The organism is Zhouia amylolytica, from assembly GCF_900116365.1.
Lineage (GTDB): Bacteria > Bacteroidota > Bacteroidia > Flavobacteriales > Flavobacteriaceae > Zhouia > Zhouia amylolytica.
This window is the reverse complement of the sequence record NZ_FPAG01000009.1, coordinates 23,365-35,896: the sequence shown is the minus strand read 5'-3', so window position 1 is coordinate 35,896 and position 12,532 is coordinate 23,365. Positions and strand designations below refer to the sequence as shown.

The following is a 12,532-nucleotide window of genomic DNA, read 5'->3' as shown; positions in this document are numbered from 1 at the left end:
AATGTTTATTATTCAGCACTATAGTTCATTTCTAAGTGATGTTTTGATAACATTGACTTAACGTAGTTTTCCTGCTGTTAATAGACTTTTGCAACAGGTAAAGTAATTTTATGGATCAGATATATTTGATAATGCTGGTGGCACTTTTTGTGCTCGCTGTAATCGATTTAGTAGTTGGTGTCAGTAATGATGCCGTCAATTTTTTAAATGCGGCAATTGGGTCTAAGGCAGCCCCAATAAAGGCAATTATGATCGTGGCAAGTGTAGGGATTATAATTGGGGCGGTTTCTTCGAGTGGTATGATGGAAGTGGCAAGAAAGGGCATTTTTAACCCTGAGCAGTTTTATTTCAATGAAATAATGATCATTTTTATGGCTGTAATGATAAGTGACATACTTCTGCTTGATCTGTTTAATTCTTTAGGACTACCAACGTCTACTACCGTATCCATTGTGTTTGAACTGTTAGGTGCTGCAGTTTCCATATCATTACTTAAAATTTATGCTGATGGAGGTAGTGTCACTGATTTGTTGAATTATATAAATACCAGTAAAGCAGCTCAAATTATATTCGGAATTTTGTTGTCAGTGGTCATAGCCTTTAGTGTAGGAGCTTTTATTCAGTACATCTCACGATTAATTTTTTCCTTTAGATACCATAAGAATTTACAATTGTATGGTGGGGTATTTGGAGGCGTTGCAATAACCGCATTAACCTATTTCATTCTGATTAAAGGCTTAAAAGGTGTATCCTTTATTTCTCCTGAAACATTGGGATGGATTGATGCGCATCAGTTAGAGATAATTAGCTTAGGTTTTTTGTTTTGGACGATCATATCATATTTCTTTATCATGGTCATGAAATGGAATATTTTGAAGGTGATTATTTTAATAGGGACTTTTGCTTTAGCCTTAGCCTTTGCGGGAAATGATCTTGTAAATTTTATAGGAGTTCCAATTGCTGCCTGGCAATCTTTTCAATTATGGGTAGATTCAGGAATGAATCCTGAATTATTTTCCATGGCAACATTGTCCGGAAAAGTAAAAACGCCTTCGGTGTTTTTGTTTTTAGCAGGACTTGTTATGGTCGTGACACTTTGGTTGTCTAAAAAGGCCAAAACAGTAACAGAAACCGAAATTAATTTATCGAGCCAGGATGATGTTAATGAACGATTCGAGCCCAACTTTTTATCGAGATTAATGGTTAGAGCAGCAGTGAACTTTAATCAGGTGCTTATTTTTATACTACCCAAAAAAATGAGTCGTTTCATAGCCTCACGTTTTGAAAAGCCTATATCCAAGAAGGCAAAAGGAGAAGATCAGGAACCTGCATTTGATATGGTCCGGGCTTCTGTGAATCTGGTAGTGGCAGGAATATTAATTGCAATAGGAACCTCACTTAAGCTCCCCTTGTCTACTACCTATGTAACTTTTATGGTGGCAATGGGGTCTTCATTGTCTGACAAAGCATGGGGGCGTGAAAGCGCTGTTTATAGAGTAGCAGGAGTTTTTAATGTAATTGGAGGGTGGTTTGCTACGGCAATTATTGCATTTATTGCGGCAGCTGTTTTCGCATTTGTGATGTTCAAAGGAGGTGTTCTGGCTCTAATAGCTTTATTGTTGTTGGCTACCTTGGTACTTATCAGAAGTTATTCCGTGTATAAAAGAAAGATCAAAGAACGGGAAGCTGCCAGAAAATTTGATAGGTCGGATTTAATTACCATAAATGAAATTATAACAGAAAGTTCTGGGAATATCTCTGAAGTAATAATTAAACTTAATAGACTGTACAGTAATGTTATTGATAACCTGGGTTTACAGGATTTAAGTAAACTTAAAAAGAACAAGAAAAACTTGCGAAAACTTGAGAATGAGATAGACGATCTTAAAGGTGATTTATTTTATTTTATAAAATCTTTAGATGATAACTCGGTAGCTTCAAGTAAGTTTTACATCCTGGTCCTTGATTATCTGCAGGATATGGTACAATCTATTGGTTATATCGTAAAGAATAGTTTTTCTCATGTTAATAACAATCATAAGAATTTGAAATTTAATCAGATTCGGGATTTAAAAAGTATCGATAATAAATTAAAACCTTTGTTTGAACAAATAGAATTAGATTTTAATAATGAATCGTTCGATAATATAGAGAACGTTATTGAGGGAAAAAAGGAGCTGCTGGATCATGTGTCTCAATTAATTCAAAAGCAAATTGATAGAATAAGAAGCACGGAAACCAGTCCGAAAAACACAAAGCTTTATTTCGGATTACTTCTGGAAACAAAAGACCTGATTTCGGCAAGTATAAATCTTCTGCAGCTTTTCAATGAGTTTAATGAAGACTATAAAACGATTAAAAAATAAAAATAATAAATAAAAAAGGGCTCCATGATTCGGAGCCCTTTTTATTATTTTTTCTAAAGAAAGCAGTGGTCATTATCCGTTAATGGCTACAACTTCATTGACCTTATCCTGCATCATATTTTTTAGCATGGTTTCAATTCCATTCTTTAGCGTGATTGTTGAAGATGGACAGCCACTACAAGCACCTTGAAGGATAACGCTAACCGTTTTGCTTTGTTCATCGTAAGACTTGAAAACAATATTACCACCATCACTGGCAACAGCAGGTTTCACGTATTCTTCTAATATGTCAACAATTTGTTGAGAGGTGTCATCAAGATCAGTAATATCTGAAGCCACAGATGCTGATTTATTTTCTTTCTGACTTTGAATTGAATAAGCTTCAGTTATAATTTCTTTCCCTTCTTCTATATGCATTCGAATAAACTCTCTTAATTCCTGAGCGATGTCATTCCAATCAGCCATGTCATATTTGCTAATGGAAACATAATTTTCGTCAATAAATACTTCCTTAACAAATGGGAAATGGAAAAGAGCACTTGCTAAAGGGGCGTCTTTTGCATCATCGATATTCTTAAATTCGAATGGAGATAACACCAGCTTTTTATTCGCAACAAATTTCATTACCGCCGGATTTGGAGTGTTCTCTGCATAAATAGAAACAGGCACTTTTTTGTTTTCTGTGTCTTCTATAACAACTGGCTGCCCTGAATTTAAATACGCTTCAATTTGTTCAGCAACTTCATTTTGAACATCAGCCCATTCAACAATATCATAACGTTCAATAGCAATGAAGTTTCCAGAAACATATACCGTTTTTGTAAAGGGTAAATAAAAAAGTTGCTGTGCTAATGGAGAATCCTTTGCCTCGTCAATATTTTTGAATTCGTAATTTTTATGTTTGGTTAGAAATACATTAGCCTCAAACTTAACTATAGCCGGCCTGTTAGTCGGCTGAATCTTTATCGTTACCTTACTCATAATCATCTAATTTTATGCAAAACTACAAAATCAAACTATCCTAATTATATATATTTGGAAATCATTAAGATTAAAAATTAAGAGCAATGATAATAAAGGAAATAAACGGCAAAAAACCAGTACTGGGAACGAATACATATGTAGCTGAAAATGCCACTATTGTGGGCGATGTAGTAATGGGCGATGATTGTAGTGTTTGGTATAATGCGGTAATTCGGGGCGACGTTCATTTTATAAAAATGGGTAATAAGGTCAACGTACAGGATGGAGCAGTAATTCATTGTACGTATCAAAAACATCCAACGACTATAGGTAACAATGTATCCATAGGGCATAATGCCATTGTACACGGTTGTACCATTCATGATAATGTTCTAATAGGAATGGGAAGTGTAGTTATGGATAACTGTGTAGTGGAAAGTAATAGTATCATTGCAGCGGGAGCTGTAGTAACTCAAAATACTCATGTAGAGTCAGGTAGTATTTATGCTGGTGTCCCAGCCAGAAAAGTTAAAGATGTAAGTCCGGATTTAACTAAAGGAGAAATTGAACGGATTGCTAATAATTATGTAAAGTATGCATCCTGGTATAAAGAAGATTAAAATAAAAAGCCTTCGCAATCGCGAAGGCTTTTTACTATATAAATTAATACCCCGGGTTTTGAACTAAATTTGGATTGTCTGCTAATCGACCTTGTGCAAAAGGTAAATAGTATCTTTCCGGCCCAAAAGAACGAATCTGTGTTTCGGCATTTTTTAAGGTTATAATATATTTGTTTGAATCTAAGTTATAACTATATACAAGACCTCTGGTTCTTACCTGATCTAAATACTGATCTGCAATTCTCCACCTGATTAAATCCCAAAAGCGGTGATTTTCGAAGCAAAGCTCCACTTGTCTTTCTTGACGAATATTGTCTTCTGTAATACCTATTCTTAAAGGCATACCTGCCCTTTCCCTGATTTGATTTATAGCATCCAGTGCTTCACCCGTATTGCCTAAATAAAAAGCAGCTTCAGCAAAGTTTAATAAGGTTTCTGCATATCTGAAAACTATGAAGTCCTGGCCAGATTGTCCGGCGGAGGGATCAGGATTGTTCTCATCGACCCTTTTTCTAAGTAAAAGCGCAGTGTTTCTACGGTTTCTAGGCTCACTTGCCTGGGGCATTTCTGTTCCATCTATCCTGGTGATAGTTTGCGTGGTGCTATTCACTTTGGTTCCATCAGACAAAATGGTGTTGTTATGGAACCATACGCTTTCACCTTGCCATTCAGATTCTGGATAAAAAACAGAGGCTCTAAACCTTGGATCTCTGTTTCCGAAAAAATCGTTGATATCCCACTCAGTTTCCGAATTGAATAACGATCTGTCAATTTTACCAGACCTGCCATCCGTAAAGTCAAAAAGTTCCACAAAGTCGTATAAAACAGGGAAGTTAGAATTCCAGGTGGCATTAAAACCTGCTGGCGTTGCCAATAAATCTAAATTATGTCCTTTAATTACAGGTTCAAAAACTTCGGCGAAAATGGTTTCTGGATTACTTGACCCTTCAGTTAAAAAAATGGAAGCATAATTGCTAACCTTGTCATCTCCCGCATTAATTAAACTGAACATACCGGAGTTTATCACTTCCATTGAAGCATCATAACTTTTTTGATAATATGAATTGGCTAAGTTTCCGGGAATTCCTGTAACGCCATTGGGTCCTTCTTCACCATTTTTAGCAATACTGGCGGCATATAACATTGCTCTGCTTTGTAACATAAGAACCGTGTACTTATCCACTCTTCCATCGGCGCCTACAGCACTGTTGTCAAAATTGTCGAGGATGGCCTGCGTTTCGTTGTAAATGAAGTCATATACTTCTTGTTCCGTGTTTCTTGAAACATAGAGCTCCGCTTCCGGGTCACTTTGATTTTGAACTTTGGTTACAATGGGAACACCGCCAAATCTTTTTACCATTTCAAAATAATCATAAGCTCTCAGGAATCTCACTTCTGCTTTTTTAGCTTGAATGTATTCTTGACTAAGGGTTTCACTGGATTCGATATTCTCCAATAAATAATTCATGTTTCTTATGTTGAAAAAGTTCCATCGATCCAGCGGCCCAGGACCCGTTTCTTCAGAGTATAACCTGATAAATGCATTGTTAGGGGTCTGCCAGTTTGCAAAGTTGATGTGTTCAGCTCCTACCGCTGATATAAGTCCCATGTTTTCATTAGAGGCTACTTGAAAAGCCGATCTTGAATAAATATCCGCGATATATGCTTCCGTTAAGTTTTCAGACTCGAAAACTACATTTTCAGAAATGAACGGTGCTTCCTTGGTAAGTTGTTTTTCACAACTAAAGCATGTAATTAATATGGTTGTAATTATAAATATTTTTCTCATGATTGAATTCTTTATTATTAATTCAAAAAATAACTTTTACAGACCTAATCTAACTCCGAATGTATAGGTTCTCAGAAGAGGTAAGGAGTAGCCCGAATTATTAAAGGCTTGCTCAGGGTCTAAAAGGTCTTCATACATTCCTAATCTGGTTAGGGCAAATAAATTATCCCCGGTCACATAAAACTCTAAATTGTTCAGTCCTAAGATTTCTAAAGATCTTTTAGGCATTTGATATGCAAAAGTTGCTGTTTTTAGACGAAGAAAGGTTCCGTCTTTTAACCAGAAATCAGAAAACGTATCGTTCCATACGCGACTCCCGTCATTGTTAAAAGCTGGTAATTGGGCATTTGGATTGTTACCAATGCCAGGATTATTAGGATCTTGTGTCCAGCTATATTTGGTATGTAACGTCAGGGGAACCTGTTCGTTATTGAAAGGAGCTCTGTAAAGTCCTGTGCCTCTAACATCAAATAGTGAAGCACCTTGCCATAACATGGATAAAGAAAAGTTCTTATAAGAGAATCTTGTATTCAAACTAAAGTTAATATCAGGGTTTTCGCCATATCCTATTTCACGAACATCAAACCTGTTTATAATACCATCTGGAGAGCCATCCGGACCACTTACATCCTTATATCTGATATCTCCAACCATTGGTGAGCCATTTATGGTTTCAATGGTGTGTGCACCTAGATATTCATCTACTTCTTGCTGGGTATTGAACAATCCATCTGAGATGTATCCGAATGTTCTGTTTACATAGCGTCCGCTCAATTGGTCAATTCTTACCTGGTTGGGGTCACTGGCATCAATATTTTCCTGGATATCCTGATAACGTTCTCTGGCGTAACTGAAAGTACCTGATAAATCAATTTTAAAGTCTCCGATACTTCCTTTATAACCGGCAAGGATTTCAAAACCATGATCGTTACGGGAATTAATATTTACCAATGGTAAGTCGGCTCCAAAAGTAGAAGGAACATCCTCAATTGCAGGGCCAACAAGTCCTTCCCGAACCCTGTAAAAAACATCGAAATTCCCATAGTATTTTCCGCCATCTAAGCTAAAATCCAACCCTGCATTATATAATGATACATTAACCCAGGTTAAATAAGGGTTTACCAATCCTGCTGTTACGATATTGGTTACCGGGTTTCCGTCTAAATAATAAACTGTATTTAGTTCATTATATCCCGTTAAATAATCAAATGTGGTATTACCTATATTATCATCTTTACCGGTTTCACTATATGAAAGTCTTAGTTTTAGCTCATTAAACGGTGAACTTTTCATAAAGTTCTCTTTGGCAATATTCCAGCCAAGGGAAATAGAAGGGAAATAACCCCATCGAACATTTGGTGAAACTTTAGAACTTGCATCAGCTCGAAGGGTAGCTTCCAAAAGGTATTTTTCTTTGAAGGAATAATTAAATCTACCAGCGATACTAATTCGCGAGTATTCAACCGGTTGACCATTCCCTCCTGTAGTAGTTAAGCCGTCATCACCCGCAGTAATGGTCGGAACATCATCCGATAATAAATTCCTCCGGGTGGCACTTAAAGTGTTGATCTCATTATCTTCTTGTTCTATAAAGGCCAGGGCTCCAAAATTATGATCTCCCAAATTATTGTTGTAATCCGCATAGAATCGCGATAATAATCTTACACTAGGATCGGAACCGCTATTTGTAAAACCTTTTGAAAAGGATGGATTCTGATTTACGGTAGATACAAGAGAATATTCATCTGTGTCCTGATCATATCGATAAACACCATATGTTTTTTCCAGATTCTCAAAATAGATACGTCGATTTCGGACATTGGCTTTTGCACCAATGGTTAGTCCTTCTACAAAAGGAATTTCATATTTAAGTTCTAAAGCAGCAGCAAGAGTTTCTAAAGTAGTAAAATTGTACCCTCCAAATCTTTTCTGAGTTCTGGCAATGGGTGAACGTTCTGTAAATCCACTGTAAGGAACTTTATCCGGATCAGGAAGTGCAGTAGGATAAAAAGGTTGTGATGTTCTTAGGTCATTCCAAATGGTTCCAACACCAAAGGCAGCATAATCTCTGGTCTCATCGATATATGAACTGTTCAGGATTAAGCTGAGATCTTCGGTTAGTTTTGCATCTAAATTATTGGTAATGGTTAGCTTTTTATAACTATAATCTCCTTTAAAAATTCCATCCTGGTTAAGCGTTCCCAAAGAAGTATAGAACCTTACTTTTTCCGATCCTCCACTGGCGCTTATATTGTGGGAAGCAAGTTGTGCACCCCCATTTTTTAATAGGGCATCAACCCAGTTGTAACTGGTTAATTCACCAGACTGGTATTGTTCAAGCCTTTCTTCGGTAAAATCACCATAGTTGATAGCAGCGTTTGGATCCTGCGGATCGTATTGAACATTGAAAATTCCATTTCTTTTAGCTTGAATATATGCTGCAGCCGATGCAGGTTCTGGAAATTTCACGGCTTTTTGAACCCCCGTATACCCATGATAATTTACTTGAGTTTTTCCGGCTTTACCTCTTTTTGTGGTTACCAAAATTACACCATCACCACCTCTCACACCATAAATAGCAGCCGAGGCATCCTTTAGAATCGAAATGCTCTCAATATCATTAGGGTCGATCCGGTCTAAAAAAGACTCCACTCCATCTACGATGACTAAAGGATTACCGAAACCTCGAATGCTTAAATCGACATTGTCTTGTCCGGGTAATCCCGGAGTTTGATTCGTTATAACACCTGGTACCTGACCTATAATAAGTCCCTTCACATTAGAAGTAGGGGTTTTTACCACATCCTCAGCCTTGATAGACGCAACAGATCCGGTAACGTTAATTTTCTTTTGAGTGCCATAACCGACTACAACAACTTCATCCAGTTGAGCAGCGTCTTCAACCATGGAGATATTAATGACGTTTTGATTGTTTACCGGGCGTTCTACTGACTTAAAACCCACGTAAGAGAATACGAGAATAGGATTTGTTCCCGCAACGTTTAAGGTGTAATTTCCATCAAAATCAGTAGAAGTTCCATTGGTAGTTCCTTTAACGATAATGGATACGCCTGCAAGAGGAATGCCAGAGGCATCAACAACCCTTCCTGTCACTTGATTCTGCATCGAACCTGTGATCATTTGGGTAATTCTTTCAGGATCAATTCGGTCCAGCATTTCGGCCAAATTTATACTGCTTTCAATGCTTGAATTTAATTCATTGTTTTTTGATTCAGAGTTCTCCGGATATAAAACTATATGTTTCTCGATTATACGATATTTGATGTTTGTTTTTGCGAAGAGCTTTTCTAGAACATCAGCTAATTTTTCATTGACAACCTTAATAGATGTTTTCTTTGAAACATCCACAAGGTTATTACTGTAAATGAAGTTAAAGTCACTTTTGTTTTCAATGTCGGAAAAGATACTTTCCAGTTCCGAATTCGTGAAGTCCAATGAGATATTCTGGGCATAGCCGTCCAAGGCAAATATTCGTGCCATTGTTATGCATAATAAGATCGTATAAATCTTCATAAGACGAATGATAGGTATTTTGGATATACATCCAATAGAGCCTTTTTTTTTCATAATTTTGTGAAGTTTAATTAATTTAACTGTTATTAATAATGGTTAGATAGAAGAGCGTGTGTGGCGCACGCTCTTTTTGTTTTTAATTCATTCAGTGATTGGTTTTTTACTAATGATTATCTTCTTATTGCTTTTAGTGTAATTAATTGATAGTGATATCTCCAGGATGTCCAAAGTTTCATCCAGAGTGAGGTTATTAAATGTACCGGTGTATTTATAGTTATTAAGATCTCTGGATTTAACGGTTATATCAACCCCATATTTTCTTTCTAAATCCTTTATAACATGTTTTAAAGGAACTTGTTTGAAAATTAGTTTTCCTTCTTTCCATGCTATAATATCATCAGAATTAACCTTCTCTTTTCTTAGATTTTGTTTCTTTTTATTGAATGTGGCTCGTTCTGAAGGACTGAGCGTAAGGTTTTTTTCTTTAGAATCATCCCAAATTTCTACTTTACCGCTTACCAGAGTAGTTTCAACTTTTTGGTCTTCGTCATAGGCTTTTACATTGAAGGACGTTCCTAATACCCGAATATCAATACCGTTCACATCAACTATGAAAGGTTTGTTTGGATTGTGCTGAACATCGAAATAAGCCTCCCCGGATAAGTTTACATACCTGACAGAGTCATTGAATTTTTCCGGGTAGCTTATGGAGCTGTTGGAATTTAGAGTAACAGAGGTTCCATCTGGTAAGGTGACATTTTTATGCGCTCCGTTGATGTTAGTTACTGAAACTAAATTAGGGAGTACGCCTTGTTCAAGTATACTTGATGAGTATTTGATAGAAACGATGCATAACACCAGTATGGTTACAGCAGCTGCATAAATCTTAAACTGTTTTCGTTTTTTCTTTTTTGTGATAAAAGAATAGTCTGAAGTTGAATGTTGTTCTTGTTTTAATAAATGAAGAGTGTGTTCAGTCTTAAGTTGATTATATAACTCTTGATGACGAACGTCACTGTTAATCCAGTTTAACACCTCTTCCTTTTCAGTTTCCGAGAGGTCGTTATTAATATATTTTTTTAATTGATTTTGGTTCATTTGTATGGTGTCTTTACTATTAAAGACGCCATATGGTTAAACCACCCTTATTTGAATAGTAAAAAAAATACAATTGCAGTTAAATAATCCTTGAGATGAAGGTGCATTACCTTTAGGGCTTTTCCTATCTGATGTTCAACGGTTTTAATAGATATATTTAATTCATCGGAGATTTCGCGATACTTCATTCCCTCGAACCTGCTTTTAGAGAAAATTAATTTACATCTTTCCGGTAGTTGCTCAATAGCTTTTTCAATTTGTATGTTCAATTCTTGTTCAATTAATTCAGAATAACCCTCATCTGCTAAGGCATTGTAATTCACTACAGCTTCAAGTTGAAGAACTCTTCCTTCCCTGTTAATTTTTCTTTTTTTCTTTTTTAAATAATCTAAACATAGGTTTTTGGTACATGTAAATAAGTATCCATTAAGATTGTTTTTTATAGAAATATTAGACTTGTTATTCCAAATTTTTATGAACACATCCTGAACAATTTCCTCCGCATCTTCCTTATTGCTTATGTATGATTTTGCAATACACATAAGTTTGTTTTGATAAAGTTTGAATAAGAGTTCATGGGCAGATTTATCTCCGCTATTAAGCTTTAAATAGAAGTTTTCATGGTTTAAAAAGTCTTGATTATTCTTCATTAAAAACAAATTTTAAACCTTAAAGAACCACTGCCTTTATGGAAAGATTGAGGGTAGGTGATTGCTTATAAGAATTATTTTGGTTGATTAACAGATGTCCAATTTAACATTTTTTTAATTAATTAATAAAATTACCTACCAGTAATTATGAATTTGATAAAATGCTTTGTTGAGAGCCTGAATGGTTACAATTGTTAAGTTTAGAGCTATTCAAATAGTTCTTTTATTTATTAATATTATTTTTGCGTTTAATATTGAATTAAAAAAATAAAAGCATGCCTGTTGTTTGAGGGGTGTTAAATGTATAATTTTTAGATTATGAAAGCATATGTATTTCCGGGTCAGGGTGCCCAGTTTGTTGGAATGGGTCAAGATCTGTATCAACAATCAGAACTTGCAAAGGAATTGTTCGATAAAGCCAATGATATCTTAGGGTTTTCGATCACAGATATAATGTTCGAAGGTACTGCGGAGGATTTGAAGCAGACCAAAGTTACTCAACCGGCCATTTTTTTACATTCAGTAATTTTAAGTAAGGTCTTAGGAGAAACTTTTAAGCCTGATATGGTAGCAGGGCATTCTTTAGGTGAATTTTCTGCATTGGTAGCGAACGGGACTTTAAGTTTTGAGGATGCCTTAAAATTAGTTTCGCAAAGAGCTTTAGCAATGCAAAAGGCTTGTGAGCTTAGCCCTAGTACCATGGCAGCTGTTTTAGGACTGGCCGATGAGGTTGTTGAAGAGGTTTGTGCAAGCGTAGATGGAATTGTAGTTCCTGCTAACTATAATTGCCCGGGGCAATTGGTGATTTCAGGAGCGGTGGAAGCGATTAACATTGCTTGTGAAAAAATGAAAGAGGCTGGAGCTAAGAGAGCATTAGTGCTACCCGTAGGTGGTGCATTTCACTCTCCACTAATGGAGCCTGCAAGAGAAGAGTTAGCCGCTGCAATTGAGGCTACCAGTTTTAAGCAACCGGATTGTCCGATATATCAAAATGTCACGACTACTGCGGTAACAGATCCAAACCAAATAAAGGAAAATTTAATAGCTCAGTTAACCGCACCGGTTAAATGGACCCAAAGTGTACAAAATATGATTGCAGATGGAGCAAGCTTATTTACAGAAGTTGGTCCTGGAAAGGTGCTTCAGGGACTTGTAAAAAAGATTGATAGAAGCGCAGAAGTTGCCTCTGCACAACTTTAATTCTTACTTCATAAACTTTTTTTTAGTAAAGGCCGTATATATAGTAGAAATATGAAATTAACTTAAAGAATATTTTATGAAAAAGATTGTATTAGGATTAGTATTGTTAATGGGACTTTCAGTAGTAACCGTTAGCTGTAAAGAAAAATCAAATAAAGAAAAGGTAGAAGAGGCAATCGAAGATGCTGGTGACGCTATTGAAGAAGCAGCTGATGAAGTTGGTGATAAAGTAGAAGAAGCAGCAGATGAGGTAGAAGATACTATCGAAGAAATTAAAGAAGAAGTGGATAACAACTAATATTCACAACCTAA

9 protein-coding genes are annotated in these 12,532 nt (G+C 36.0%); 4 read left to right on the top strand and 5 right to left on the bottom strand.

Annotated elements, in window-relative coordinates:
• The first annotated feature begins 110 nt into the window (after positions 1-110).
• Complete coding sequence (locus tag BM361_RS14845; RefSeq protein WP_074979873.1) at positions 111-2,366, top strand: inorganic phosphate transporter; 2,256 nt, start codon at positions 111-113, stop codon at positions 2,364-2,366.
• 72 nt (positions 2,367-2,438) lie between these two features.
• Here BM361_RS14845 and BM361_RS14840 read toward each other — a convergent pair whose 3' ends face one another.
• The gene (locus tag BM361_RS14840) at positions 2,439-3,347 is read right to left on the bottom strand and encodes a NifU family protein (RefSeq protein ID WP_074980020.1); all 909 of its coding nucleotides are present in this window, start codon (positions 3,345-3,347) and stop codon (positions 2,439-2,441) included.
• Positions 3,348-3,433: 86 nt separating this feature from the next.
• Between BM361_RS14840 and BM361_RS14835 the strand changes: the two genes are divergently transcribed.
• Positions 3,434-3,949, top strand: coding sequence for a gamma carbonic anhydrase family protein (locus tag BM361_RS14835; RefSeq protein ID WP_074979861.1), 516 nt, complete (start codon positions 3,434-3,436; stop codon positions 3,947-3,949).
• A gap of 43 nt (positions 3,950-3,992) precedes the next feature.
• Here the strand turns inward: BM361_RS14835 and BM361_RS14830 are convergent, their stop codons facing one another.
• From BM361_RS14830 to BM361_RS14815, 4 genes are all read right to left on the bottom strand, one after another.
• Positions 3,993-5,738, bottom strand: a complete 1,746-nt coding sequence (locus BM361_RS14830) for a RagB/SusD family nutrient uptake outer membrane protein (protein ID WP_074979859.1) — start codon at positions 5,736-5,738, stop codon at positions 3,993-3,995.
• Positions 5,739-5,774: 36 nt separating this feature from the next.
• Positions 5,775-9,239 carry a TonB-dependent receptor gene (locus BM361_RS14825; RefSeq protein ID WP_074979858.1) on the bottom strand — a complete coding sequence of 1,155 codons (3,465 nt, stop codon included), beginning with the start codon at positions 9,237-9,239 and terminating at the stop codon, positions 5,775-5,777.
• A gap of 174 nt (positions 9,240-9,413) precedes the next feature.
• Positions 9,414-10,370: a FecR family protein gene (locus BM361_RS14820; RefSeq protein ID WP_074979856.1), complete on the bottom strand. Its 957-nt coding sequence runs from the start codon at positions 10,368-10,370 to the stop codon at positions 9,414-9,416.
• A gap of 47 nt (positions 10,371-10,417) precedes the next feature.
• Positions 10,418-11,020 carry an RNA polymerase sigma-70 factor gene (locus BM361_RS14815; RefSeq protein WP_074979854.1) on the bottom strand — a complete coding sequence of 201 codons (603 nt, stop codon included), beginning with the start codon at positions 11,018-11,020 and terminating at the stop codon, positions 10,418-10,420.
• A 318-nt stretch (positions 11,021-11,338) separates the two neighbouring features.
• Between BM361_RS14815 and fabD the strand changes: the two genes are divergently transcribed.
• Positions 11,339-12,220, top strand: a complete 882-nt coding sequence (gene fabD, locus BM361_RS14810) for an ACP S-malonyltransferase (protein WP_038266704.1) — start codon at positions 11,339-11,341, stop codon at positions 12,218-12,220.
• A gap of 76 nt (positions 12,221-12,296) precedes the next feature.
• Complete coding sequence (locus BM361_RS14805) at positions 12,297-12,518, top strand: YtxH domain-containing protein (RefSeq protein ID WP_038266701.1); 222 nt, start codon at positions 12,297-12,299, stop codon at positions 12,516-12,518.
• Positions 12,519-12,532: the final 14 nt, after the last annotated feature.

Excerpts from the sequence above, each read along its gene's own strand:
- BM361_RS14825 (WP_074979858.1), bottom strand. The coding sequence starts at position 9,239 with ATGGCACGAATATTTGCCTTGGACGGCTATGCCCAGAATATCTCATTG.
- BM361_RS14840 (WP_074980020.1), bottom strand. The coding sequence starts at position 3,347 with ATGAGTAAGGTAACGATAAAGATTCAGCCGACTAACAGGCCGGCTATA.
- BM361_RS14815 (WP_074979854.1), bottom strand. The coding sequence starts at position 11,020 with ATGAAGAATAATCAAGACTTTTTAAACCATGAAAACTTCTATTTAAAG.
- BM361_RS14845 (WP_074979873.1), top strand. The coding sequence starts at position 111 with ATGGATCAGATATATTTGATAATGCTGGTGGCACTTTTTGTGCTCGCT.
- BM361_RS14835 (WP_074979861.1), top strand. The coding sequence starts at position 3,434 with ATGATAATAAAGGAAATAAACGGCAAAAAACCAGTACTGGGAACGAAT.
- fabD (WP_038266704.1), top strand. The coding sequence starts at position 11,339 with ATGAAAGCATATGTATTTCCGGGTCAGGGTGCCCAGTTTGTTGGAATG.
- BM361_RS14820 (WP_074979856.1), bottom strand. The coding sequence starts at position 10,370 with ATGAACCAAAATCAATTAAAAAAATATATTAATAACGACCTCTCGGAA.
- BM361_RS14805 (WP_038266701.1), top strand. The coding sequence starts at position 12,297 with ATGAAAAAGATTGTATTAGGATTAGTATTGTTAATGGGACTTTCAGTA.
- BM361_RS14830 (WP_074979859.1), bottom strand. The coding sequence starts at position 5,738 with ATGAGAAAAATATTTATAATTACAACCATATTAATTACATGCTTTAGT.